General features: G+C 61.6%; 20 protein-coding genes and 1 pseudogene. 12 read left to right on the top strand and 9 right to left on the bottom strand.

Annotation, left to right across the window (positions count from 1 at the left end; all coding sequences use genetic code 11):
* Positions 1 to 9 precede the first annotated feature (9 nt).
* Positions 10 to 3,999, top strand: coding sequence for a non-ribosomal peptide synthetase (locus BBJ66_RS30770; RefSeq protein ID WP_071092893.1), 3,990 nt, complete (start codon positions 10 to 12; stop codon positions 3,997 to 3,999).
* Positions 3,996 to 5,351 carry a lysine N(6)-hydroxylase/L-ornithine N(5)-oxygenase family protein gene (locus BBJ66_RS30775; protein ID WP_071092896.1) on the top strand — a complete coding sequence of 452 codons (1,356 nt, stop codon included), beginning with the start codon at positions 3,996 to 3,998 and terminating at the stop codon, positions 5,349 to 5,351. Before BBJ66_RS30770 ends, BBJ66_RS30775 begins: the two co-directional genes overlap by 4 nt.
* On the opposite strand, the gene BBJ66_RS30780 is transcribed toward BBJ66_RS30775, so the two are convergent.
* Positions 5,324 to 6,037 carry a 4'-phosphopantetheinyl transferase family protein gene (locus BBJ66_RS30780; RefSeq protein ID WP_049732163.1) on the bottom strand — a complete coding sequence of 238 codons (714 nt, stop codon included), beginning with the start codon at positions 6,035 to 6,037 and terminating at the stop codon, positions 5,324 to 5,326. The two genes, BBJ66_RS30775 and BBJ66_RS30780, sit on opposite strands and share 28 nt — an antisense overlap.
* Before the next feature lie 389 nt (positions 6,038 to 6,426).
* Here BBJ66_RS30780 and BBJ66_RS30785 point away from each other — a divergent pair, with 389 nt between their 5' ends.
* Positions 6,427 to 8,304, top strand: coding sequence for a HAMP domain-containing methyl-accepting chemotaxis protein (locus BBJ66_RS30785; protein ID WP_071092898.1), 1,878 nt, complete (start codon positions 6,427 to 6,429; stop codon positions 8,302 to 8,304).
* Positions 8,305 to 8,440: 136 nt separating this feature from the next.
* Here BBJ66_RS30785 and BBJ66_RS30790 read toward each other — a convergent pair whose 3' ends face one another.
* Together BBJ66_RS30790 and BBJ66_RS30795 are read right to left on the bottom strand one after the other, a co-directional pair.
* Entirely contained in the window at positions 8,441 to 9,085 is a 645-nt protein-coding gene (locus BBJ66_RS30790) for an NrsF family protein (protein WP_071092900.1), read from the bottom strand.
* Positions 9,082 to 9,630 carry a sigma-70 family RNA polymerase sigma factor gene (locus tag BBJ66_RS30795; RefSeq protein WP_049732162.1) on the bottom strand — a complete coding sequence of 183 codons (549 nt, stop codon included), beginning with the start codon at positions 9,628 to 9,630 and terminating at the stop codon, positions 9,082 to 9,084. The genes BBJ66_RS30790 and BBJ66_RS30795 overlap by 4 nt, the downstream gene beginning before the upstream one ends.
* Positions 9,631 to 9,816: 186 nt before the next feature.
* On the opposite strand from BBJ66_RS30795, the gene BBJ66_RS30800 reads away from it, so the two are divergent.
* The 8 genes and pseudogenes from BBJ66_RS30800 to BBJ66_RS30835 all read left to right on the top strand — a co-directional run bounded on the left by BBJ66_RS30800 (position 9,817) and on the right by BBJ66_RS30835 (position 16,963).
* Positions 9,817 to 10,065 (top strand): pentapeptide MXKDX repeat protein, encoded by a 249-nt coding sequence (locus BBJ66_RS30800; RefSeq protein ID WP_010067279.1) that lies wholly within the window; start codon positions 9,817 to 9,819, stop codon positions 10,063 to 10,065.
* Between the two features lie 88 nt (positions 10,066 to 10,153).
* A complete protein-coding gene (locus tag BBJ66_RS30805; protein ID WP_071092902.1) occupies positions 10,154 to 10,996 on the top strand; it encodes a cytochrome b/b6 domain-containing protein in 843 nt (280 codons plus the stop codon).
* Positions 10,993 to 11,769, top strand: a complete 777-nt coding sequence (locus BBJ66_RS30810) for a molybdopterin-dependent oxidoreductase (protein WP_071092905.1) — start codon at positions 10,993 to 10,995, stop codon at positions 11,767 to 11,769. The genes BBJ66_RS30805 and BBJ66_RS30810 overlap by 4 nt, the downstream gene beginning before the upstream one ends.
* Before the next feature lie 151 nt (positions 11,770 to 11,920).
* Complete coding sequence (locus BBJ66_RS30815) at positions 11,921 to 12,679, top strand: FadR/GntR family transcriptional regulator (protein ID WP_071092907.1); 759 nt, start codon at positions 11,921 to 11,923, stop codon at positions 12,677 to 12,679.
* Positions 12,680 to 12,702: 23 nt separating this feature from the next.
* Positions 12,703 to 13,675 (top strand): annotated as a pseudogene (locus tag BBJ66_RS30820) (sialic acid TRAP transporter substrate-binding protein SiaP).
* A gap of 260 nt (positions 13,676 to 13,935) precedes the next feature.
* Positions 13,936 to 14,508, top strand: a complete 573-nt coding sequence (locus BBJ66_RS30825) for a TRAP transporter small permease (protein ID WP_071092909.1) — start codon at positions 13,936 to 13,938, stop codon at positions 14,506 to 14,508.
* 4 nt (positions 14,509 to 14,512) lie between these two features.
* On the top strand, positions 14,513 to 15,919 hold the full coding sequence (locus BBJ66_RS30830; RefSeq protein WP_049732125.1) for a TRAP transporter large permease: 1,407 nt from the start codon (positions 14,513 to 14,515) through the stop codon (positions 15,917 to 15,919).
* A 9-nt stretch (positions 15,920 to 15,928) separates the two neighbouring features.
* Positions 15,929 to 16,963 (top strand): L-idonate 5-dehydrogenase, encoded by a 1,035-nt coding sequence (locus BBJ66_RS30835; protein WP_071092911.1) that lies wholly within the window; start codon positions 15,929 to 15,931, stop codon positions 16,961 to 16,963.
* A 20-nt stretch (positions 16,964 to 16,983) separates the two neighbouring features.
* On the opposite strand, the gene BBJ66_RS30840 is transcribed toward BBJ66_RS30835, so the two are convergent.
* From BBJ66_RS30840 to BBJ66_RS30855, 4 genes are all read right to left on the bottom strand, one after another.
* Positions 16,984 to 18,330, bottom strand: coding sequence for an NAD(P)/FAD-dependent oxidoreductase (locus BBJ66_RS30840; protein WP_071093097.1), 1,347 nt, complete (start codon positions 18,328 to 18,330; stop codon positions 16,984 to 16,986).
* Positions 18,331 to 18,332: 2 nt separating this feature from the next.
* A complete protein-coding gene (locus BBJ66_RS30845; RefSeq protein ID WP_071092912.1) occupies positions 18,333 to 19,220 on the bottom strand; it encodes a dihydrodipicolinate synthase family protein in 888 nt (295 codons plus the stop codon).
* 77 nt (positions 19,221 to 19,297) lie between these two features.
* Positions 19,298 to 19,993, bottom strand: coding sequence for a GntR family transcriptional regulator (locus BBJ66_RS30850; protein WP_049732122.1), 696 nt, complete (start codon positions 19,991 to 19,993; stop codon positions 19,298 to 19,300).
* A gap of 227 nt (positions 19,994 to 20,220) precedes the next feature.
* Positions 20,221 to 21,531 (bottom strand): GGDEF domain-containing protein, encoded by a 1,311-nt coding sequence (locus tag BBJ66_RS30855; RefSeq protein WP_071092914.1) that lies wholly within the window; start codon positions 21,529 to 21,531, stop codon positions 20,221 to 20,223.
* Positions 21,532 to 21,683: 152 nt separating this feature from the next.
* Here BBJ66_RS30855 and BBJ66_RS30860 point away from each other — a divergent pair, with 152 nt between their 5' ends.
* Positions 21,684 to 23,333 (top strand): sensor histidine kinase, encoded by a 1,650-nt coding sequence (locus BBJ66_RS30860; RefSeq protein ID WP_071092916.1) that lies wholly within the window; start codon positions 21,684 to 21,686, stop codon positions 23,331 to 23,333.
* Between the two features lie 41 nt (positions 23,334 to 23,374).
* On the opposite strand, the gene BBJ66_RS30865 is transcribed toward BBJ66_RS30860, so the two are convergent.
* Entirely contained in the window at positions 23,375 to 23,890 is a 516-nt protein-coding gene (locus BBJ66_RS30865; protein WP_071092918.1) for a hypothetical protein, read from the bottom strand.
* A 231-nt stretch (positions 23,891 to 24,121) separates the two neighbouring features.
* Entirely contained in the window at positions 24,122 to 25,777 is a 1,656-nt protein-coding gene (locus tag BBJ66_RS30870) for an alpha-keto acid decarboxylase family protein (protein ID WP_071092920.1), read from the bottom strand.
* Positions 25,778 to 25,789: the final 12 nt, after the last annotated feature.

The raw sequence follows: 25,789 nt of genomic DNA on the forward strand, positions 1-25,789 counted from the left end.
ATCCCCAAGATGAACAAGCAAATCACAAATTTCGCCGATGCTTCCCCGACCGATGCCGCAATGGATGCGGTCTTCGAGAGCTTTCCGCTGACGATCGCGCAGAAGCGCATCTGGTCGCTGGAGCAGATCGGCAACTACACCGTCTTTCCCGACCAGGTCATCGGGCTGCGATTGAGCCCGGCAGCCGGCATCGAGACGATTGCCGGCGCCTGCCGGGCGCTCGTGGCACAGAATCCGTCGCTTGCCTTGCGCTTCCGCCGGCTGGCGGGCGGGCGCATCGAGCAATATCGCGGCGCATCGAACGCGGTGCCGATCGAGATCCTCGGCCAAGACGGCGCGGCCCTTTCCGAGCCGGATGCCGCGGCTGCACGGAAAGCCTTCCGCGACAAGCGCTTCGATCTCCTGGAGGCCCCCGGTGCGCGCATCCAGATCATCCGGCTTGCCCAGGGACAGTCGCTGCTGACGATCGTGCTGCATCCGATCGTCTGCGACGACCGCGAAAAATCCGCCCTCGCCGGGTCGCTGGCGCGCATTCTCGATGACGAGCCGGTTGGCGACATGCATCCGGTGGACATGTCGGCCGGCACGCGGGAGGCCGATTGGCTGGAGACGGACGAGGCGCGGGAAGCACTTGCCTATTGGCGCGATGCGATCGGCCTCGACTATGCCGCCTCGACCTTTCCCACCCGCTTCAACAGCGGCGGGCTGGCAGGCGTGGCGCGCGCCCAGCATCGATTTTCGATCGAACCCGACCTCTGGAGCAAACTCGAACGGCATGCGGGGGATAAGGGAGTGCATGTCAAGCGTGTGCTGCACGCCGCCTTTTGCGCGCTGCTGGCGCGCTATAGCGGCAACTACGCTTTGCTGACCGGCCTGCTGGTCGCGCGGCCCGACAGGCAGCATTTTGCCAGCCGCGGCCGTGCCGAGCAGGTGCTCCCCCTCATCCTGTCGCTGACCTCTAGACATTCCATCGACGATGTCATCGCGGCGATCTCGCAGGCGAGCGAGGAGGGCGAGCGCCGGCTCGTGCCGCTGGAACGCATCACCCAGGAACTGGTGGTCGACGAAGCCGCCGCCCAGGAAGCCGTGGTCAAGGCGCTGTTCGAATTCCGTGGACCCTATGCGCTGCCCGGCAACGCCACCAATCTAGAGCCGCCGGGGGCCCGCGCCGACAGCGAGCTTTCCCTGGTGGTCGAGGCGCATTCGGACGGTGCATCCGTGCTGATCGACTACGCGCAGGATCTTTATGACGGCGCTTTGGTTGCCCGGCTCGCTAGGCATTTCGGCCTCGTGCTGGAACAGATGGTCGCGCAGCCGAATGTGCGGATCAAGGATGTCGAACTGGTGGGGGCTGACGAGCTCGACTGGTTGTCGGCGCCTTACGAGGATGATGTCGTCAACGACGACAGGCCGGTGCATGAATTGATCGCAGCCCATTCGCGTCGGACGCCCGAGAAGACCGCGATCGTCTATGGCGACGAGGAGTGGAGCCATGGCTGGCTGGAGGCGAGCACCAACCGCCTCGGACATCGGCTGCGGCAGCTCGGCGTCCGCGCCGAGGTGACGGTCGCCATCTTCATCAAGCGCTCGCCTGAGGCCGTGGTCGGCATCCTGGCGACGCTGAAGGCCGGCGGCGCCTATATCCCGGTCGAGCCGGATCATCCGCCGGTGCGCAACCACCACATCCTGCGCGACGGCGGCGTCAAGATCGTGCTCACCCACAGCTGGCTGCGCCATCGCCTGCCGGAAGAGCTCGACACGATCGTCCTCGAACTCGACAAGATCGATCTCGACGGCGAGCCGGATACGCCGCTCTATATTCCCACCCACAAGGATCAGCTCGCCTATGTCATGTACACCTCGGGCTCGACAGGATTGCCGAAGGGCGTCGCCGTCGAGCACGGCCCGCTGACGCACCATTTGCAGAATACCTCGCGTGTCTACGGCATGAGTTCGGAGTCCCGCGAGCTGCCGTTCCTGCCCTTCAGCTCGGACGGCGGTCATGAGCGGTGGATGAACCCGCTGATGGAAGGCGGCAGCATCATTCTTCCCGATCAGCCGCTGTGGACGCCGGAGGAGACGCTGACGGCAATGCGCAAACACGGCGCCAACAATGCCAGCATTCCCACAACCTATCTGCAGCAGCTGGCGGAATGGGCCGATATCACCGACGGCGCGCCGCCGATGCGGCTTTATTCCTTCGGCGGCGAGGGGCTGGCGCAACCGACCTTCGATCTTCTGTCGCGGGCGCTGAAATCGGAATGGCTGATCAACGGCTACGGTCCCACAGAAACCATCATGACGCCGATGGTCTGGAAGGTGAGGGCCGGCACGAAGTTCCAGGGCGTCTACGCCCCGCTCGGCCGCGCCGTCGGGCTGCGGCGCGTCTATGTGCTCGATCCCGATCTCAACCCGTGCCCGATCGGCGTGACCGGCGAGCTCTATATCGGCGGCGAGGGGATCGCCCGCGGCTATCTCGGCAAGCCGGATACCACGGCCGACCGCTTCGTCCCTGATCCGTTCTCGAAGGAGGGCGGCCGGCTTTATCGCTCCGGCGATCTGACGCGCTGGCGCGATGACGGAACCGTCGAATTCGTCGGCCGTGTCGACCATCAGGTGAAGCTTCGGGGCTACCGCATCGAACTCGGCGAGATCGAAGCAGCACTCCTCCAGCAGCCCGGTGTCGGCGAAGCCCTGGTCGTGCTGCGCGACGACGATGCCGGCGAGAAGGCGCTGGTCGCCTATGTCGTGCCCAAGAAGGACGAGACGTTGAACGTCGAGACCGTCCGCGCCGGTCTCGAACGCAGCCTGCCCTCCTATATGGTGCCGGCAGCCGTGGTCGAGCTGGAAAAGATGCCGACCAATCCGAACAGCAAGCTCGACCGCTTCGCGCTGCCGGCGCCCCAGCCGGTCCGGCGCGAAATCGTCGAGCCGGCGACCACACTCGAAGAACAGGTGCTCGACGTCTGGCGGCAGGTTCTGAAGCTGGAAGCGATCAGCGTCGAGGATAATTTCTTCACGATCGGCGGCAATTCGCTCGGCGCGATCCGCATCCTTTCGCAGCTTCGGCAGCGCCGGCCGAAAACGCCGCTCACCGTCGCCGATATTTTCAATAACCCGACCATCCGCGCCTTTGCCGGCGTGATGGAGCAAGGGGCCGACCGGGATCTGTCGGAGGTGATCGTGCTGCGCGCCTCCGGCGCCAAGCCGCGGCTCTATTGCTTCCCGGGGCTTCTCGTCAGCACCCGCGAATATGTGAAGCTCGTCGATTATCTCGGCGCCGACCAGCCGGCGACCGGCTTCATTTGCCATTCGCTCTCCGAAAAGAAGGAAGTCGGCGCGCCGATCGAAGATATCATCGAGAGCTACGTCGATAACATCAGGACCCATAGCAGGGGAGCGCCCTGCACTTTCCTCGGCTGGTCCTGGGGCGGGCTTCTCGCCTATGAGGCTGCCCGCACGCTCGGCAACGAGGTCGACGTCAGGATGATGGCGATGGTCGACGTTTGCGATCTCGGATCGGAATTTGCGATCGGCGCCAAGCCGAGATTCCGGCCGGGCGAGCGCGACGCGCTGCACCGCGACGTCGAGGCATGGCTGCAGAAGACGCAGATGCGTTCCGAATGGGACCGGCTGCTGTCGACGATGGATGCCGATACCTACGATCAGTTCCTTCGCTTCGTCGGCGACGAAAAGGATCCGCTTCCGACCGACGGGCCGGATATCAGCAGCCGCGAGCATACGTTCTGGGTGCTGATCGACAACGCCCTGATCTTCCGCAAGCATCGGCTGGTTCCCCATGATGTGCCGATCTATCCCTGGGCGGCCGACGACAGCCTCAACCGCGGCCTCAACCTGATCGATTGGCGCCGCCTGTCGCCGCGGGCGCACGCGGCCGAAATCATCACCGGCACCAACCATCTGCATATGATCGGGTCTCCCGCCTTCCACTCAAGGCTCGCCCTGCGTCTCAAGGAAACAGAGAAGGACTTCGCATGACCGTCGCTTTTACCCGCAGGGACGCCCTCAACGAGCCGCTCGATCTTGCCGGCATCGGCATCGGCCCCTCCAATCTGAGCCTCGCCTGCCTGCTGGAATCGGTGCCCGAGGTCCGCAGCCGCTTCTTCGAGCAGCGGGACTCCTTCGACTGGCATCCCGGGATGATGATGCCCGGCGTCGAGCTGCAATCGTCCTTCCTGAAAGACCTCGTCACGCCGGTCCTGCCGACCAGCCGCTGGTCGTTCGTTTCCTATCTGGTGGCGCATAAGAGACTGTATGCCTTCCTCAACGCCAATTACGACGCCGTTCCCCGGCAGGAATTCGCACGTTATCTCGCCTGGGTCGCCAAGGGCGTGGAGGGTTTGCGCTTCGGAACGGAGATCCGCGATGTCGAGCACCGCGACGACCGCTTCGTCCTGCGTTTCGACAACGGCCAGGAAGAGGCGCGCAACCTGGTGATCGGCACGGGATCTTCGCCCTTCGTACCCGACTGGGCAAAACCCTTCCTAGGTGCTGATTGCTTCCATAACAGCGAGGCGAAATCGCGTATCAGCGATCTTCGCGCCGGCCGCATCGTCGTGGTCGGCGGCGGTCAAAGCGGCGGCGAGGTCGTGGAAGCCCTGCTTGCCGATCACGGTTCCATGAGCGAACTGACATGGATCAGCCGGCGGCACAATTTCGAGCCGATCAACGACACGCCGTTTTCAAACCAGGTCTTCTCGCCTGAGTATGTGCAGGCCTATCTGAAGCTCAGCGGCGAGCAGAAGCAGGCAGCCCTGAAGAACTCGATCCTGACAAGCGACGGCCTGTCGATTTCGACGATCCACTCGATCTACCGCCGTCTCTATGCGCTGCGTTATCTCGAACCGGGCACGCTCAATGCATCTCTGTCGCCGAGCCGTGACGTGATCCAGATGGAGCGAAACGGCAATGCCTATCGGCTCATCGTCCGGAACCATTTCGACGGCGGCATAGAAGTGCTGCATGCCGATGCCGTGGTTCTGGCGACCGGCTACAGGTTCCGGTTGCCCGATGCGCTCGGCTCGCTCAGCGAAAGGATAAGCCTCGACAGAAACGGCTATCCCACCCTGAACGACGATTACACCATGCAGTGGACGGGGCCGAGAACCAACCGGCTGTTCGCGCAGAATGCCGGCCGGTACTCACACGGCATCGCCGACTCGCAGCTCAGCCTCATGGCCTGGCGCAGCGCCGCCATCGTCAACTCGCTTCTCGGCCGGCAGCATTTCGATGCCGAGCCCGACAACTCGCAACTGGTCTGGGCGACGGAGGTTTCGGCGATGCCGCATCAGTTGCGCGCCGGCTATTCGGACGGCATGCTGTCGTCCTGAAACAGGCGTGTATGAATCTCGGGGAGCCCTGACCGGGAGCAAACAGCCAGCGCAACGACGTGCTGGCTGCCCCTCTCGATCAGACGGTGATGCCATTGCCGGTCCGGTTCGCCGATCATGACAGGGATGCCGACCTTCCGGGAAAAAGCGACATTGCGAGGATCTTCCCGCAAGCCCACGCCAAGCGCCTTGAGATGGCTCTCCTTCAGCGTCCAAAGTTCAACGGCGGCTCGCGCACGTTGATGCGCGGGCAATTCATCGAGCCAGCGTCGCTCGTCCAAGCTGCAATAGGTGTCCAAAGTCACCTCTTCGATCTCGGTGTCGGCGCGCTCGCAATCTATTCCGATGCGCTCGCAGCCCGCCGCAACCGCGACCGCCACCAGCCCGTCGGCATTGGACAGGCTGAATTGCGGTCTATCGCGACCCTCAAGGCTTAGCTTGCCGTGTTCGTCCGCGACCAACACGATCCCACCCGGCAGCGTCCCGGTATGGGCGCTCAACAGGCGCCGTAAGAGATAGCGGCCGGCTATGAACGAGGCTCGATCTCGTTCAAACCGATAGGTCGCCGCCCGATCCCGTTCATCCGGTGAGAGCGACTGCATCCAGCGGTTTCGGTCACGTTCGTTCCTGGAATACTGCCAGAGAGAGATTTCGATACCGGCAGGTTGGCTTTCTGATAGCTGCATGGATCCAGTATGGGTTCCCAGGGCCGATTGGCAAGCACGCAGCTGCTTGCCGACGTTGCGGATGGCAGGCAGCGGCGTCCATTCCCTGACAGGTGCCACACAAGTTAATTTCAGGACCTCTTTCGGCTCTGCTCCACGGCCGACGATCGGCGAGGAGCCGATCTCGGCCAAGAGATATTTTCACTCGCTGAGGCTGTTTTTCTCAAAGTTACCATGAACTTATGGTCGTGTCATGGCTCCAATTAATCGCAGAAGTGTCGGTCGGCGCAAAGTTTTCTAAAAACGACACCGGCGCCGCCGTTTAGTTAATACTAAATTATTAAATCCGGTGCGAGATTTTGCATCAACCGGAAAGCCGGTCGTCCCAGCAAACCTTCGAGGAGACCCGCATGAAGCGCCCGAGTATCAAGCAGGCCCTGATCTTAAAGCTGACAATTATCAGCGCGTTCATGGTTGGACTGTCCTATATCTCGCTGACCACGATGTCGACGCTTCGGGCCAATGCCGAACAGATCGGGACCTTCTGGATGCAGCGGCTGGTGACGGCTCGTGAGATCAAGGACAACTTCCTCGATCTGAAACTGAGCTATGCTCAGTATCTCCTGGAAGACACGGCTGAGGAGCAGAAAGCCGGAAAGCAAGAGATCGACGCCGCAGGCATCGCGCTCGACAAGATTGTCGCCGAATATGAAAACGGCGTCCGCACGGCGCGTGGGCGCGAACTGATCAATCAGATCAAACCGGAACTCAGCAAATATCGCGAACTGGCAGATCACATGATCGCGCTTCAGACCAGCGAGAAGACACCTGAAGCCGTTCGGTTCTTCAAGGAAAATCTGGAGCCGCAAGCTGTGCTGGTGAACAAGGCGGTGGCCGATCTGGTTGCTTTCATTCTTAGTCAGGCCGAAGGCTTCGTAACTGCGAGCGGTGTTTCTGCGGATTCGGCCTTCATCTTGACGGCAGCAATTGCAGCAATCGCCGTATTGATTGCCGTGGCGGGCATCGTGTTTGCCATATCAGGAATTGCCAACCCGATCCGAAGAACCGCATCCGCCATGAAGCGCTTGTCGGATGGCGACCTCGACAGTGATATTCCCTATGCCGGCCGCGCCGACGAAGTCGGTGAAATGGCCAACGCGGTCGAGATCTTTCGTCAGAACGCCCTTAACGTCGTCAGGCTTGAGAAGGAGGCCGCCGACTCCCGCAGTGAGAGCGAGGCGGCGCGCAAGGCCGCCCAGCAACGCGCCGAACGCGAAGCTGAACAATTGCGTTTCGCAACCACGACATTGGGTGGGGGCCTCCGGCGGCTAGCGGCAGGCGACATATCCTTCCAGCTCTCGGAACAGTTTGCATCCGAATACGAAACCTTGCGCGAAGACTTCAACGCTTCGCTCCGGCAGTTGGGTACGACGATCGGCGCGGTGCTGCAGACCGTACACAGCATAGACAATGGCACCGGCGAAATTGCATCTGCCGCGCAGGACCTTTCCAAGCGTACCGAACAACAGGCAGCTTCTCTTGAGGAGACGGCCGCAGCCTTGGACGAGATCACGTCGAATGTGACGATGGCCAGCAAACGCACCGATGAGGCACGCCATGTAGCGGTGGAAGCCAATGTCAGCGCTCAGCGGTCGGCAACCGTGGTAGCGGAGGCCGAACAGGCCATGCGGCGTATCGAGGACAGTTCAGAACAGATTTCGAACATCATTGGTGCAATCGATGAAATCGCCTTTCAGACGAACCTCTTGGCGCTTAACGCCGGCGTCGAGGCTGCCCGTGCGGGTGAGGCGGGCAAAGGTTTTGCCGTGGTCGCACAGGAAGTCCGTGAGCTTGCCCAGCGCGCCGCTCAAGCAGCCAAGGAGATCAAAGGCTTTATTCAAAAGTCGTCAACCGAAGTGCAAAATGGCGTGAAGCTGGTTCTCGAAACCGGAACGTCGCTCAAGTCGATCGGCGAGTATGTCGTACAGATCAACCAGCTGATGGATGCGATTGCCACTTCGGCGCGCGAGCAGTCAACCGGGCTTGCCGAGATCAATACCGCCGTCAATCAAATGGACCAGACGACCCAGCAAAATGCGGCAATGGTCGAGCAGTCGACGGCCGCCGCCGCCTCGCTGTCCTCCGAGGCAGGCCGCCTGCGGGATCTGGTCAATCAGTTTCAATTGGACGGCGACAAAAGCGCGGCAGGCATGGAGCGCGCCGGGCGGGCCTTCGAAGGCAACATGCCGATCCGGTTGGTCACTCCGCGACGTGTGACGCAGAGATGAAGCGCGACTGACGTCCGGTCAGAGAACCGGCATCATTTGTCGTGAGGTCGATGCAGTCAGCATCGAGTTGCTCTTGATCTCCGCGACAACCGGCTGTCTTTGCAGCCCACCCGACGTCGATGCGCCGGAGAAGGATCTACCAGCGCAGCAGGCGAGGGCCGGTGGCGGCGCCGAGCGCGCCGGTGAGCAGGATGCCCAGCGAATACCAGATCAGCACGAAGGGCATGCCGTTCTCGGTGCAGAACCACGAATAGACCCAGGCGCCGGCTGCGCCTGCGGCAATGCCGGCGACGAAGCCCGTCAGCCGCAGATCCGAGGGTGCCGCCTGGCGCAACGCCCAGACGGCGCCGGCATAGACGGGTATCGCGAAACCGAGAATCAGCAACGGGCAATGAAGGGCCGAGGAGCCGAGGATCAGCACCGGGTAAGTTTCGGTCGGGGCCATCATCAGCTGGGCGGCTGCGGCCGCCGTCATGGCGGCGAAGATTAAGGCAAGCAGGCCGAAAAAGCGGCCCTCGGATCCGTCGGGGCGGGAAAGCCGATAGACGGCGAGGAAGGCGGTTACGGCAATCAGCGCATTATAGGCCGATTTGATCCAGAAGACCGGCAGCATCAGCACATCCGGCATATCGACCCGCGGGCCGAGAATGGCCAGCATCAACAGCAGCGAGAGCCCGAGCGCCGGCACGATGCCGAGGGCGAAGCGGCGCCGTAGCGCATTACGCGGCACCGGCTCCAGGTCGCTTGCCAGGCGTTCGATGATATCGTCCGTCTTTGTCACGATGCGCCTCGCAATCTCTCCGCGAGCGCCTTCAGCGCCCGGTGGATGCCTACCTTCACCGCCGATTCAGACTGACCGGTGCGGCTTGCGGCGTCGGCGACCGACTGGCCTTCCAATTTCACCTGGCGGATCAGCTCGCGCTGTCTCGGTGACAGCCCGTTCAGCAACCGCTCGACATCCATGCGGGCCGTCAGCGTATCCTCGCTGAAGTCGCTTTCGATCTCCTCGCCAAGCTCGATCTCGGCCAGCCTGCGCCCGCCGCGGCCGCGATGATGATCGATCAGCTTGTACCGGGCGATCGAGAAAAACCAGGCCGTGAACGGTCTTTTCCGATCATAGGTGGATCGGCGCGAATGCAGTGCCAGCAATGTCTCCTGGACCAGGTCTTCCATATCCGCTTTCGTCGCCGCAGCCATCCTGCGGCTGTAATAGCCGACAAGCAACAGGCGCAAAGCCGTCAGCAAACGCCGATAGGCCGCCTCGTCCCCGTCAAGGGAGAGAAGCATCAATGCTCTCAGGGCTTCTTCCGAATGGGCGGTTGTCATGCTGTCGAAAAGTTCATTCGCAGAAAGCGGCAATCGGTTACAGGGAGGATCAAAAATAATGCCGGCATCACAGCCCTATCACATGCGCGTGAGGCTGTAACGCATTCCGGCGTTGCCTCGAATGGGTTGATGTGAGCCGTCGGCAGACCGCTGGCGGACACGACAATCCCATTCCAGGAGAGTTCCATGACCAAACTTGTTTCCAGCCTTGCAGCCTGCGCCTTCATCGTCGGCCTTTCGCTCGCCGGTGCGGCGTCGGCTGAAGACGCGATGAAATCCGATACGATGAAGAAGGACACGATGCACAGCGACGCGATGTCGAAGGATGCCATGAAGATGGCGGGCACCAAGAAGGACTGCATGCACAAGGCCGGCATGGAAAAGGATGCGATGAAAAAGGCCGATATGACGAAAGCCTGCGATGCGATGAAGTAGGCGTTTCAGATCGGCGCGGCCGCTGAAACTTTATCTGCGGCGGCTGCGTCTTCTCTGCTCGAAATGTACATTCCTCCGGAGAACCATCATGGCGATGATCGATGCCGGCACGAAAACCGGCCGCATGCTTGTCTACCGCCACAGCCTTGCCGTCCGCCTGTCGCATTGGGTGAACGTGCTTTGCCTCACCGTGCTGCTGTTCAGCGGCCTGCAGATATTCAATGCCCATCCGGCGCTCTACTGGGGTCAGTACGGCGCCGACAACGATCCGTCCTTTATCTCCATGGAAGCTGCCGAAGACGGCAGCCAGGTGAAGGGGCTGACGCATGTCGGTTCGTTCACCTTCGATACGACAGGTTTCCTTGGTGTCTCCAATGTCGACGGCGAGGCGACAGCAAGAGGTTTTCCAAGCTGGCTTACGGTTCCCAGCTATCAGGATCTGTCGACCGGCCGGCGCTGGCATTTCTTTTTCGCCTGGCTCTTCGTCTTCAACGGCTTCGTCTATCTCCTCTATGGGCTGATCAGCCGGCATTTCCGCCGGGATCTTGCCCCTGAAGGCAAGGAGCTGACGCTCGCCCATCTCGGCCACGAGGTCGCCAATCATGCCCGGCTGCGTTTTCCGAAAGGAGCCGAGGCACGCCACTACAACACTTTGCAGAAGCTGACCTATCTCGTTGTGATTTTTCTGCTGTTGCCGTTGATGGTTGCGACGGGACTGACCATGTCGCCGGGCTTCAATGCCGTGGCGCCCTGGCTGCTCGATATTTTCGGCGGACGGCAATCGGCCCGCACCCTGCATTTCCTCACGGCCTTTTCGCTCGTCGCCTTCGTCGTGGTGCATGTCGCGATGGTGATCCTGTCGGGTGTGTTCAACAATCTGCGCTCGATGATCACCGGCTATTACGCGATCGAACAGGGAGATGAACGATGAGCCGCCTGATCACCCGTCGACGTTTCCTGATCGGCTCGACACTGACCGCCTCCGCACTGGGATTGAGCGGCTGCGACGCATTGGTCGAGAGCGAGCGGACGAAGTCGGTGCTGAAGATCGCCGAGGGCTTCAGCATGAAGACGCAACGCTTCCTGCTCGGCGACAAGGCGCTCGCCCGTGAATACAGCGAGGCGGATCTGTCGCCGGTCTTTCGCTCGAACGGCACCAGCATGCCTGACAACCCGCAATATCTCGACTGGATGAGCCGGCAGTTCTCGACCTGGAGGCTTGATATCGGTGGGCTTGTGGAAAAACCGGCTCAGCTCTCGCTCGCGCAGTTGAAGGCGATGCCGTCGCGCACGCAGATCACCCGGCACGACTGCGTCGAAGGCTGGAGCGCGATCGGCAAATGGACGGGCCTGCCGCTCGGCGCCTTGCTGCAATCGGTCGGGCTTAAGCCCGAGGCGCGTTACATCGTGTTCCATTGCGCCGATGAATACGAAAAGACGCTGGATGGCACCGGCTGGTATTATGAGAGCATCGATCTGGTCGATACCTTTCATCCGCAGACGATCCTTGCCTATGCGATGAACGGACGCGACCTTGAAGTGGCGCATGGAGCGCCGTTGAGGCTCAGAGTGGAGCGACAGCTCGGTTACAAACAGGCGAAATATCTGACCCGCATCGAGGCGGTCGCCGATCTCGGCCGGCTTTATGGCGGCAGCGGCGGCTTCTGGGAAGATCGTGGCTATGAATGGTATGCCGGCATATAGGGTGCGGGCAGACCTGGCCCACCAGGGGCAGGCTCTCCTGTTTAAGTTTTATGCGGCGGATTGACGCACAACCCCGGCGATGATACCTCTGTCTCAATTGGTCAGGCCAGTTGACCAGATGCGCGCTTAAGAGAAGCCGCGGGGAGGCCCAATGTTTTCGCCTGTTGAATCACGCCGCCTCTACAGGCAGGTGGCGGACCAGATTCGTTTGATGATATCAAGCGGCGAGCTTGCCGTCGGCCAGCGGCTGCCGGCCGAGCGCGACCTAGCGGAGCAGCTGTCGGTGTCACGCCCGACGGTGCGCGAAGCGCTGATCGTCCTGGAGGTCGAAGGCCTCGTCAACATCCGCATGGGATCCGGCATCTACGTGGTGCGCCAGCATGCCGCGACTGCGGCAGGCAGCGAGCGCGAGCCGGTGGAAGGGCCTTTCGAGCTGCTGCAGGCACGCGCCATCATCGAATGCGCCATTGCCGAGGAAGCCGCAGGCTGCGCCGGTCCGGACGGCGTCGCCCTGCTCGACGACGCGCTGACACGCATGAGCGGCGGCGTCAACGATGCGAGCACGGTGCTTGCCGCCGATCGCGCCTTCCACACCGGCATTGCCGCCATCGTCGGCAATGCGACATTGATCCGGGTGACGGGCGAGATGTTCGACATGCGCATGACGCCTTATTTCGCCAAGCTCGCCAGCCACTTCGAGGGGCCGGGAACATGGCGCAGCGCCGTCGACGAGCATCGGGCCATTCGCGACGCGATCGCCGCCGGCGATGGAGCGGGTGCCAAGGCGGCCATGCGCGCCCATCTCACCCTATCGCAGAAGAGGTTTTCCGAGAGCTTCGGGGAGGAGTTTTCGGGAGAGGAGGAGCGCGGCCGCCAAAAGCGGCCCGCGAAAGGAACTGAAAAGATTTAACCCGAGCTCGGGAGGAGAGAGCGATGAAGAGCAGACTGGCAACGATACTTTGCACCGCAGCCGCGATCATGGCGACGACGGCGGTCGCGCATGCCCAGACGGTACTGAAGTGGGCGCATGTCTATGAAACCTCGGAGCCCTTCCACACGGATTCCGTCTGGGCCGCCGAAGAGATCGCCAAGCGCACCGACGGGCGCTACAAGATCGAGGTCTATCCGGCCTCGCAGCTCGGCAAGGAAGCCGATATCAACCAGGGCCTGAAGCTCGGCACGGTCGACATCATCATCTCGGGATCGAGCTTTGCCGCACGCGACTACAAGCCGATCGGCGTCACTTATTTTCCCTATATTTTCCGCAGTCCCGAGCATCTGATCGCCTACACCAGGAGCGATGTCTTCAAGCGCCTCGCCAAAGGCTATGAAGACAAGACCGGCAACCACATCGCCGCCGTCAGCTATTACGGCACGCGCCATACGACCTCGAACAAGCCGATTGCCAAATGCGCCGATATGCAGGGCCTGAAAATCCGCGTGCCCGACGTCCCGGCCTATCTCGCCATGCCGCGCGCCTGCGGCGCCAACACGACGCCGATCGCCTTTGCAGAAGTCTATCTCGCTCTGCAGAACGGCACGGTCGAGGCGCAGGAAAACCCGCTGACGACGATCGAGGCGAAGAAATTCTACGAGGTCCAGAAGAACATCATCCTCACCGGCCATATCGTCGATCATCTCAACACGGTGATCTCGAAGACGCGGTGGGCGAGCCTGTCCGACGAGGACAAGAAGATCTTCGGCGAGGTCATGCAGGAGGCCGCGGAGCGTACGACCAAGACCATCGCCGGCAAGGAGGCCAGCCTGGTTGCGACCTTCAAGGAAAAGGGTCTCAATGTCACCGAGGTCGACAAATCCGACTTCGAAAAGAACGTGATGGAAAATCAAGTTCGAGGATTTCGGCTATGAGAAGGCCGATTGGGAAGCGATCCGGGCGATCCAGTAAGAGCCTGGTCCGTTCGCGCCTGCGGCTGCCCCTCACCCTAACCCTCTCCCCGTAAAAACGGAGAGAGGGGACCTGCCCCGCGAGACGTTGGCGAGGGACGGAGACGTCGCCGCATATCCCCTTCGCCCCGCAGGCGGGGAGAAGGTGGCGGCAGCCGGATGAGGGGCTGCGCCTCCCGGTAGGCAACAAGGCTTATCGACAAACCAAAGGTCGCGCCTGCACGCCGCGCCCTCCTTCCCCAACAGGAACAAGGCCGAGTCATGTCGCAAGAAATTCAAACGCCAATCACGGCCGAGGAAATTGGCCACGAGTTCGAAGGCCACGCACCGACCGCAAACGTCGCGGACTACGCCATCGAGGACTGGATCACGCTGACCGTCTTCTGGCTGATGGCTGGTTGCGTCTTCCTGCAGTTTTTCACGCGCTACGTGCTGAACGACAGCTATGCATGGACCGAGGAGATCGCGATCAACTGCCTGATCGGCGTCGTCTTTCTCGGTTCGGCCATGTGTGTGCGGACATCGCGGCATATCCAGGTGGATGTATTCTATCATTATATGCCGGCAGGGCTGGCGCGCGTGCTCGCCACTTTCGTCGACATCGTCCGCATCGGCTTCTTCGCCTATGGCTGCCACCTGATGTGGCGCTATGTCGATATCGTCGCCGACGAGCAGATGGTCACTGTCGAGCTGCCGCGCAACATCGTCTTCTACTCCGTGCTCGTTGCCTTCGCGCTGATGCTGATCCGCGCGGTCATCGTCTTCATCGCCAATATGCGCCGCGGCTACTCCGTTCTGGAGCGCCCCGAAGAATTCCAGACTGTCGAGGGTTGATCCGATGCTGCTGCTTCTTGGTTCGTTTCTGGTGCTGATGCTGATCGGCGTGCCGGTCGCCATCTCGATGGCCGTCGCATCCGTGCTTTATATCGTGCTTTACGGTGTGGCGCCCGATATCATCGTCGCCCAGCGCATGATCGCCGGCGTCGAGAGCTTTCCGCTGCTCGCCGTTCCCTTCTTCATCCTGGCAGGCAATCTGATGAACTCGGCGGGTGTGACCGGCCGCATCTATTCCTTCGCGGTCGCCCTCGTCGGCTGGATGAAGGGCGGACTGGCGCAGGTCAACATCATCGGCTCCGTCATCTTCTCCGGCATGTCCGGCACCGCACTTGCCGATGCGGCCGGCATCGGCACGATCGAGATCAAGGCGATGAAGGATCACGGCTATCCCGTCGAGGCCGCCGTCGGCGTCACTGCGGCGTCTGCCACGCTCGGCCCGATCTTCCCGCCGTCGCTGCCCTTCGTGATCTACGGCATGATGGCGAATGTTTCGATCGGCGCTCTGTTCATGGCCGGCATCCTGCCCGGCGTCGTCATGACGCTGTTGATGATGATCACCGTCGCCGCCTTCGCCTATAAGAAGCGCTGGGGCTCCGATGCGCCCTTCGATATCAGGCAACTGCTGTCGGCCGGCATGGAAATCGTTGTCGTCCTGCTGGTGCCTGTGGCGATCTATCTGATGATGCAGGCCGGCATGTCGATGAATGCCGCGGCCGGCATCGCCCTTCTCGCCCTTCTGGCGCTCGACTGGTATTTCGGCTTTTCCGCCGTGATGGCGTTGATGACCCCGGTCATCCTGATCGGCGGCATGACGATGGGCTGGTTCACGCCGACGGAGGCCGCTGTCGCCGCCGTGCTCTGGTCGCTGTTCCTCGGCCTGGTGCGCTACCGCACCATGACCTTTTCGACACTCGCCAAGGCCAGCTTCGATACGATCGAGACGACGGCATCGGTTCTCTTCATCGTCACCGCCGCCTCGGTCTTCGCCTGGCTGCTGACGGTCAGCCAGGCGGCGCAGCTGCTTTCGGATGCGATCCTGTCGATCACCGACAATAAATGGGTGTTCCTGATCCTGGTGAACCTGCTGATGCTTTTTGTCGGCTGCTTCCTGGATACGATCGCGGCGATCACCATCCTCGTGCCCATCCTGCTGCCGATCGTCGCCAAGTTCGGTATCGATCCGGTTCAATTCGGCCTGATCATGACGCTGAACCTGATGATCGGCCTGTTGCATCCGCCGCTCGGCATGGTGCTTTTCGTGCTGTCGAGGGTCGCGAAACTCTCGGTCGAACGCACGACGATGGCGATCCTGCCCTGGCTGGTGCCGCTCTTCCTGGCGCTGATCCTGATCACCTTCATCCCCGCCGTATCGCTCTGGCTGCCGCAGCAGCTCGGGCTGCTGAGATAGGAGGGTATAATGCAGACACGTCTGGCACGGCTTTACCAGAAGGGCGATCTCAGGGTCGAAACCGACACCGTTCCGGCTCCCGGCCCAGGCGAGGTGCTGCTCAAAATGGCGGCGGCAGGCATCTGCGGCTCCGATCTGCATTATTATCAGGATGGCGGCTTCGGACCGGTCAGGGTTCGCGAGCCGATCATCCCGGGCCACGAAGCCGCGGGAAGCGTGAGCCGGGCAGGCGAGGGGGTCGATTTCAAAGCCGGCGCGCTGGTCGCGGTCAATCCCAGCCAACCCTGCGGGCATTGCGAATATTGTCAAAAGGGCTTGCCGATCCACTGCCTGGAGATGCGCTTCATGGGCAGCGCAATGCGCCTGCCGCACGAACAGGGCATGTTCCGGGAATGGCTGGTGGTGCCGGCCAAACAATGCTTCGAAGTCGGGCCTGCGACGACGGCTGCCGAAGCGGCCTGCAGCGAGCCATTGTCGGTCTGCCTGCACGCCGCATCGCGGGCCGGCGTTACCACCGGCAAACGTGTCCTCATCACCGGCGCCGGCCCGATCGGCGCCCTGATGGTTGCGGTTGCCGCTTATCACGGTGCGGCCGAGATCGTGGTGACCGATCTGGCGGATGCGGCGCTGGAGAGGGCCAGGGCGATGGGCGCCAGCCGCACGATCAATGTTTCCCGGGATGCCGCAGCGCTTGGCGAATTCGAGGCGGGGAAGGGCTATTTCGATCTCGTCTTCGAATGCTCGGCCGCCGCACCTGCGATCCGCAGCGCCATTGCCGCCATCCGGCCGCGCGGCACGATCGTGCAGGTCGGCGTCACCGGAGAGATCCCGATCCCCCTCAACGCCATTGTCGGCAAGGAGCTTCACATCCACGGCACGCAGCGTTTCCACGAGGAATTCGCCACCGCCGTCGCGCTGATCTCCCACCGCAAGATCGACGTGCGGCCGATCATCAGCCACAGCCTGCCGCTCGAACAAGCCACCGCCGCTTTCACCCTTGCCGGCGACCGCTCCGCCGCCTGTAAGGTGCAGCTTACGTTTTAGAGCGGGAAGCTCAGCGCGCCTTACTCCGTTCCGGCGCGCCATTCGCGGTAGGCAAGATGGATCTTCGCGCCGATCGTCGTCAGCGGCTGCGGCGGCAGTAGAACCGGCACTGCCAGACGGCTGTAGACGCGGCCAAGTTCGGAGTCGTGCCCGAGCACGCGCTCGGCCGCGGCGATGCCGGCGGCGGTGGAGTTCGATGCGCCGAGGCCGTTGCAGCCGCAGGCCGCGAAGACGCCGCGCTCGATTTCTCCGAAGGCCGGCACGTGGTTGCGCGTCAGCGCCATCGCGCCTCCCCAGCGATACTGCATGCCGACACCGGCGAGCGTGGGGAAACGATGGGAAAACTTGCCGTCATGCAGGCGGCCGGCGCTGCGAATGGCGGCATCGCTGATCTCGATGCCGGGATTATAGCTGTAGCGTGAGCGCACCAGGATGCGGTCGCCGCCACCAGTGTTGATGCGGCGCACCGTTGATCCCATCGGCAGCGCCGGGGTCGCCGCCCACTTCCTGTCGCCGCCGAGTCTTGCCGGATCGAATTCCTCGGTCAGGGACGCATAGGTGAAGACATGCAGCAGGCGCCCGCGGAAGAAACCGAAGCTTTCCGCATGGCCGTTATTGGCGAGGATGATCTTGCCCGCCTGCACCGATCCCTTCGGCGTCTTCACCAGCCAGCCGCCGCCGGAGCGCTCGAAGGAGAGGGCGGGCGTCTGCTCGAACAGCCTCACCGGCAGCTTCAGGCAGTCGGCCACGCCGCTGATGTAAGCGGCCGGCTGGATGATGATCGTGCCGGGCGAAAACAGGCCGGAGGTGAAGGCCTGCGATCCGGTCACGGCTTCGATTTCCGGGCGTTTGAGCAGGCGATGTGCTTCGCCCATCTTCGACAGCTGCAGCGAATAGGCCTCGAGATGCTTGTCGCCCTGCGTGCTCATCGCGATGCTGTAGCGGCCACAGGGATCGAACAGATCCTTTCCCCAGCCGTTCTCGGCGGCGAGTTCGCTCGCAAGAGCGATGGCCGAACGCTGCAGGAGCACGGAGTCGCGGAATTTGCCTTCCGACTCGCCGCTGAAATCGTCCGAGGAAACCTCGTGCGGCAAATCGATGATGAAGCCTGAATTGGCGCCGGCCGGGCCTTCGCCGACGATGCCGGCCTCGAGAACGGCGACCCGGACGGTCGGATCGAGCCGCGAGATCCGGTGGGCCGCCGACAGGCCGGCAAAGCCACCGCCGATGATGGCGACATCGACACTGATCGCTTCGTCCAGGGTCAGGCGCGGCGTGCGCGGCGCAAGTGTGGCCACCCAGCCCGACAGGCCGGCGCGTTTGGGAAGCCTGGATGCGACGAAGACGTTCTGTGCGGCCTGGGTCACGGTCAAATCGCTTCCCGCTCCATGAGCGGTTCGATCGCGCGCCGGAGAGCGGGAAGCTTTTCCGGAGCAAGGGCGCGCAGCGGCTTTCTCGGGGCGCCGGCGCCATAACCGATCAGCTCGGCGGCTGCGTAGACGGACTGGACGTAGTCACCTTCCCAGATCAGACCCATCGCCGGCTCCAGGATTTTCCAGAGCGAGCGCACCTCATCCCAGTTGCGCTGTGCGGCGGCCTCGACGAGGGCAACAGAGGTTTTCGGCGCAAAATTTGCACCACCCCAGATCAGGCCGTCGCAACCGGCATAAAGCGCATAGGGAACGAGAGGGTCGGCGCCGTTCATGACGAAACGACCGGTACGGATGAGGGCTGCCTGTTTTCCCAAATCCCCGCTGCTGTCCTTGACGGCTGAGAAGCCCGGAATGTCGTTCAGCTTTTCGAGGAGTTCCGGCGTGATGGCGACGCCGACCGCCTGCGGCACGTTATAGCCGATAACGGGAAGGCCAGATTTGGCGACCTCGGCGTAGAAATCGAGGATGCCCTGGTCGTCGGTCGGCCCTTCGAAGAAGGGTGGAAGCACCATGACGCCTTCGGCGCCGGCGTCGCGGGCGCGGGCCGTCCGCTCCACCACGTCTTCGACCAGCAAGGCCGACGTCTGGGCGATCACTTTGGCGCGGCCATTGACGATCTTCGCGCCACGGCGGACCAGTTCTTCGGACTCCTGCTTGGAGAGATAGACGTGCATGCCGGTTCCCGAGCTGAACAGGAAGCTGCCGATCCCGGCGGCGAGATAGTGTTCGACGTTGATTTCAAGCCGTCCGTAATCGATGCGGCCGGCATCATCGAATGGGGTGGTGATTGCGAGATTGAGTCCTGGAAAGGGAAAGGCGGTCATCGATTAAATCCCGTTATGTCAGGCTGTGAGGTCGAGCCAGATTGTGTTGAGCTGCGTGTACTGGCCTTGACGGAGCTTTAGAGGGTCGGCGTCTCCAGTCCCTCGGGGGCCGCGTACATGGCCATGTTCCTCCGGGAGAGTTCGATATGGAGTCGCGCCAGTTCACCGGAGGCTTCGACATCCCGCCGCTCGATGGCGTCGATCATCTCCTCGTGCTGATCCGATGCCAGCTCGAGTTCTTCCTGCATGCGCGGCGTGTTCGGGTGCTGGTAAAAGATCTTGCCGATACGGGCGTGGTCGATCTGCAGGCGGCGCAGGCTTGGAACGACATAGACATTGTGTGCCATCTCGCCGACCTGCCGATGGAACTGGTCGTTGTGGAGCACCCTGCTCTCCACATCGCAGTCCTCGACCGCTTTGCGGAAGGCGCGCTGGATCTGCTTGAGAGTGTCGAGTTCCGCTTTCGTGCGGTTCTCCGCCGCGAGCTTGTTGGCGGTGATGTAAATCATCGGCGCCAGCAGGAAGAAGTCGCGCAGCGACTGATAGCTCATCGAGCTGACGCGGGCGGCGCGGTTCGTCTCGAGCTCAATAAAACCCTCGCCGGCCATCTGCCGCATCAGCTCGCGCACCGGCGGGCGGGAGAGCCCGAACTCTTCGCTCAAGGCCACTTCATCAAGCACCGAGCCCGGCGGCAGCTCCATGGTCAGGATGCGCCTGCGCAGCGCAAGTTCGAGGCTGGTCTTGCGGTCGGGACTGGCGATTTCAGCGTTCATGGAGTTGTCCGTCTCATAGTCTCTTCTGAAGACATTATGTAGACATATGATAGGCGTCAAGTCGTCAAAAAGAATTATGGCAGTCGCTCTCGGCTCGTCAGGCGTGACGACCGACGGTTTCTCCCAGCTCAAGAACTTGTTTTCATTGCCATTTATCGCATCGCGGACGCTTACGCATCACAGCGACCCCGAACGGGTCCGATCCGGTGTGGAGATCAGAGCGGCAATCACAAGCTCTGGCGCCGAGCGACGATCGGTTCCGACGGCGCAGCCTGGTGTTGCCGGCGAAAGACACAGACCTGGTTGCGGCCCGCTTCCTTGGCGCGATAGAGAGCCATGTCGGCCTCGTGCTGGAGGCTGGCCAGTGAAATGTCGATGTCGAGCGCCGATTTCAAGGCTACTCCGACGCTCAGCGTCACCGAAGGGCCGACACCGGAGGAAGGATTCGGCAGGGCGGCGGCTTCCACGCTTTCGCGTATTCGCTTTGCCACCGCGATGGCCTCGTCTTCATCGACATCCGGAAGCACGATCAGGAATTCCTCGCCGCCATGGCGCGAGACGAGGTCGCGGTCGGCCCGCACGCAGCTCTGGATGATGCCGGCAACCTTGACGAGGCAGCGGTCGCCCTCGCCATGGCCGAGCTTATCGTTCAGCGCCTTGAAGTGATCGATGTCGCACATGAGCATGGCTGTGACGACGTCGGTTTCCCGGCCGTTGCGCCACAGGCTCTCGAGCGTTTCCATCATCCAGCGGCGGTTGGCAATCCCCGTCAGCGGATCGGTTCTGGCCAGCCGTTCCAACCGGGCGTTCGCATCGGCCAGTTCCGCAACCCGGCGCTGGTCCCTGCAGTCCAGGAGAAATGTCTTCTGCGCCAGGATGTTCATCGTGCGCCGGGCAACCACGGTCGCGATGATACCGCAGGAAAAGAACAGGGTCCCGGCAATGACGCTGCCCGTTTCCGCAAGCGGATTGTACCACTGCAGGATGAAATAAAGGCAGAGGGCATAACAGGCGATCGCAATCGTCCACGCCAGCGGCGCGCTGAAGATGGTGATTGCACTCGTTGCCACAAAGAGCATGATGGTCAGATGCCGCTCGTAAAACTCCCCTCCGGCAAAGACGCCGACGAGGGCGACCGACAGCAGAATGAGACACATTCCTACCAGCAGCGATGCGCGCTGAACCGCCGCCGGGCGCGGCTTGCTCCAGACGACCGCTGTGAAAATTGCCGCCGGCGGCAAAAGGCAGGCGGGAGCGACCATCGGCAGGACGATTTGGTGGGGAAGCAGGATAGCGTTCAGCGCCAGCGTCAGGATATCGACGAATGCCACCCATATCATCCAGGACCGGATAACCTTCGCGGTCTGCCGCCATGACCTTTCGTCATATCGGCGGCGCAGATCCCCCGTCAGGCGGATATCACGGGTTCGGCCCGATAAAAGACGTTCGACCTCATCCGCCATCGCGCCAGTCAGCGGTCGCGGCGAGAAAGACCCGGCGGCAGAACCTTCGGAGGAGGTGCTTCTGGTATCATTCATCCTTGGATTATCTAGCCGCGATCGAAAGCTCGGCAAGGCTCACGCCTGGATGTCCTGATTCCTATGTTGATATTTTGTAAACAAGATTGCCTGCGTGATCTGGGCCAGATCGTCCCGATCATGCTACGAACCCTCGTCCGAGAGGGAACAGGATGAGACTCAAGCTGGTTGCAGTTGCGGTCGCGGCGCTGGCGCCGGTGGTCGCGATGCTTGCATACAATGAAGTCGCGCTCCGCCATCAGCGCAACGAGGAGGTGCGCGCATCCGCGGCGCAGGCGGCCAGGCAAGCGTCGTCGGAAGTCGAAGGGATCGTGGAGGGGCTGCACGCCCTTCTGGTGTCCGTCTCCGCCATGCCATCCGTGCGGCACCTTGAAGTCCAAGGCTGCAATGAAGCCCTCAAATCGGTCGCGGAAAACGTTCCGAACATCCGCACCATCTTCGTCGTCGGGCTCGACGGACAGCCGGTCTGCGGCAGCATGGCTTTTCCCGATGGCGTGATGTTCTCCGATCGAGACTATTTTCAGCAGGTACTCGAAACCAAGGGGTTCGCCGTCGGCACCTATACGCAGAGCCGCCTCGTCGACAAGCCCGTCCTGCCGCTCGCCATGCCCCTGATGGAGGGCGACGCCGTCAAGGCCGTCATCGTCAGCGGAATCCGGGTGGATTGGCTGCAGAACCGCATCACCGAGCGTGGCGTCGCGCCCGGTAACGAGGTGACGATCGCCGACGGCAAGGGAACCGTCGTCGCGCACGTTCCCCTTCCGGAGCGGTTCGTCGGCACTGTCCTATCCGAGGAATACCAGCGCCTGGTCCATGCCGAGCAGCCCGACGTGGTCGAGATCACAGGCAAGGATGGAACAACGAGCGTTCTCGGCTATCGGCCGATCGCGCTGCCTGCCAGCCCGCTCTATGTCAGCGCCGGCTTCTCGAAGCTGGAAGCCTTCGCGCCGATCAACCGGGCGACGCTGATGAATACGCTCGCCATCACCGGCGGTGCGCTTTTCGCCTTTCTTGCCGCGATCTTCATCGGCAACCGCTTCATCCTCGTGCCGATCTCCCGGATCGCCGAGGTGATGGAGAAGTGGCGCAGCGGCCAGACGACGGCGCGCACCGGCATGACAGGGCCGGACGAGTTGGATGTCGTCGGCGCGACCTTCGATCGGCTGCTCGACGAACTCGATGAGCGGAGACGCCGGAACGAGCAGGCGGAGGAGGAGCGAACCCTACTCGTCCGCGAAATGGCGCACCGGGTCAAGAATGGCTTCGCCCTCGTTCAGGCGATCGCTCGGCAGACCTTCTCGCGTGCCAATCCGGAAAGCTATGTCGCCTTTGCCGAAAGGCTCGCCGCACTTGCCGGCACATATGATCTCATTCTGTCGCGGGAGGGGTCGGCCGCGTCCGTCCGGGAGATCATCTCCGCCGCCTTGCGGGCGCATATCACCTCGGAGGAACGCATTCGTCTCGATGGTCCCGACGTGGTTCTTCCCGCCGATATAGCCCTGCCGCTTTCCCTCGTGCTCCACGAACTGGCGACCAATGCGACGAAGTACGGAAGCCTCGGAAGCGAGCAGGGAACCGTCGCCATCGAGTGGAAGCACGATGACGGGCGCGTCCTTCTCGTCTGGACGGAAGCCGGCGGGCCGCCGGTGTCGACGCCGACGAAAAGAGGTTTTGGCTCCGTCCTCATAGAGCGGGCATTTTCCTCCAACGCGCAGGCGCGCTCCAGGTCGGACTACAGGCCCGAAGGGCTGGTCTTCGAAGTTGTCTTCTTAACCGGGGAACCTGCAGCCAAGGCCGGATAGAGATATTGCGCCCGAACTCGGATCCAGGCGGATAGACCTCCCTATTTTCCGGCAGGGGGACGCTGCAGATCGATGCGGCTCGTCACCACGGATTTGCCCGAGGTCGGGTCCTGATCGACCGTCTGAAGCCGAAGCCTGTCCTGTCCGAGTTTTTCGATCATCAACGTCGCGTTTCGGTCGCCATTGACCACGCGAGCCCAGGTCACGCGAAGATTGAGCGCATCGCCTTGTCTGCTGCCGACCAGTTTGGATGGCTGTCCCGATGGGCCGATGTAATTGCCGATGTATCGTTGTCCCAAGGCTTTGACATTGGCCGAGAAAGCTCTTGTGAAGACCGCAAGGCCGCGACATTTCCCGTTCATCGAGACCGCGGATTCACTCGCGTCTGATTTGAGGGTGCAGGAGACATTGAAGTTTGTGCCGCCGATCCTGGTGAGAACCATGCCGGTCCCGCGCCAATCGCCGGCCAAGGATCGCAAAAATCCCGCCTCCGACGCCTTTGCTGTGTGCGGCAGGCAGAACAGCGAGAACAAAGCAGCGATCAGAGCAGCACGCATGAAAGCCTCCCCGGTTAAGCGGCTCTACCAAACCGCTGAACGCTGCCGATTGTTCCGACAAGGCTCATGCCGTTGAATGGGCGTGCCACGTTTGCGGTGAAGGTCGGTGCCCTTGCCGAATTGCGGCGTCAATCGGGTCGCCTTCTATGGGATACGATAAATCGGGGCATGCCGGCTGTCGAGAACACGCGTACCGGGAAAGGCACGGTGGCCGCTAAAAGTTGAACCGCTCTAGCTTGCTTTCCAGTTCGCATTATCGGGGATCGATCGCTGAGGCACGACGACCTGGATGATGGACGGGCTGTTCAGGTTTTCTTTGGCGCCGTTTATGGCTTCCTCCAGTTCGCCATAGGTGTCCACTTTCCAGCCTTGGCAGCCAAAGACCTCTGCCAACTTGCTGTAATTCCATCGGTGCAGGATGCATGAATTGTAGAACGGCTTGTTACCATGGAAAACCGATGCGTCGGCAAGCCATTGCTCCACGCCGTAGATGCCGTTGTCCATCACGAAGATGATCGGGTTGAGATTGAAGCGCGTTTGTGTCGAGAGGCATTGAGCGGTCATCTGAAACCCGCCATCCCCCGCAAAGACCAGCAGCCTCTGTTTATCTTGCTTCGCCAACGAAACCCCGGTCGTGGCAGGACCGATATAACCGATCGCCGAATAGGATGATTGGACGATGAAACCGCGGCGAGCACCGACTTCAAGAAGCAGGCTCCCGAAATAATTCAAACTGGCGTCGGCACCAACGATGGTATTTTCGTCGATCTGCTGCTGAATGAAATCGTAGAAGCCCTGATAGGTAATTTCGCCTGCCGCGTTCACGACCGGCGCTTGCCGAGCCGTTTTCGCCGGAAGACTTTGGGCTTTGCACGTCAGCCTTTTGTCAATCAAACCGTTGACGAGATCCGCCAGCGAAACCTGTGCGTTGAAGATCGTCCCATACTTCACTGTATCCCGGGAGGCGAATGCGGTTTTAGCGAGATCGATAGGCCAGCCCAAATCATTGATATCAGTCAACCAGACGCCCAGCGCCAGTACGAAGTCGGAGTCTTTGGCCAAAGACTGGACATAGGGTGACGACGATTTGCCATCGAACACCCCGGCGAACTGGACATCGTCTTCCGACAGGATGGCTTTGCTCAAAAGCTCGGTCACGTAGGGAATTTTGAGGTCCCGAATGAGCCGCTCGGCCTGGTCGTGAAGGCCAAACCGGTCGATCTCGACACCGATCCAGATCAGGGGTTTGGTGGCATTCTGCAATCTTTCGCTGATTTGCGCGATCGACTGATCGAGACTGTCCTCGTCGGATATAACGGGCGCCGGTTTTAATGCATTCGACGGACGTGTGCATTCCAGGTCGACCATGTCCTCCAGCAACTCGATATAGACCGGACGTCTTTCCGTGATGCACTGTGTCAGCGCATAATCTATGAGCATTGGCGCAAGATGAGGGCTGTCGACGCGGACGGCAGCGGCAGTGATGTATTCGAACACCTGAAGATCCGTTTCCCGTCCGCTGATGAAGTGATGCGAACTGTAGCCGGTTTGTTCGAATGTGAGCGTTTTCTGGATACTTGGAGCACCGTTGATCAGGACGACCGGCACTTTCTCGACGTAAGATCCGGCGATCGCATTTGTTGCGCAAAGCGAGCCTGCGGAATAGGTGACGCACAGCGCACCAATTCCTTTCAGTCTCGCATAGCCGTCGGCCGCATAACCGGCATTCAGTTCATTCACTTCTTCGATGACCTGAATACTGCTTTTCTCGACATAACTGTTCACCCATTCGATCGAATAATCGCCCGCTACGGAAAACAGGTGCCCCAGGCCCAGTTCGCCAAGTCTGTCGACCAGATATTGCCCAACCGTGTATGTATCGCCCATGTTCCGACGGCT

The sequence above is a fragment of the Rhizobium sp. RSm-3 genome (genome assembly GCF_001854685.1).
Classification (GTDB): Bacteria; Pseudomonadota; Alphaproteobacteria; order Rhizobiales; family Rhizobiaceae; genus Rhizobium; species Rhizobium ecuadorense.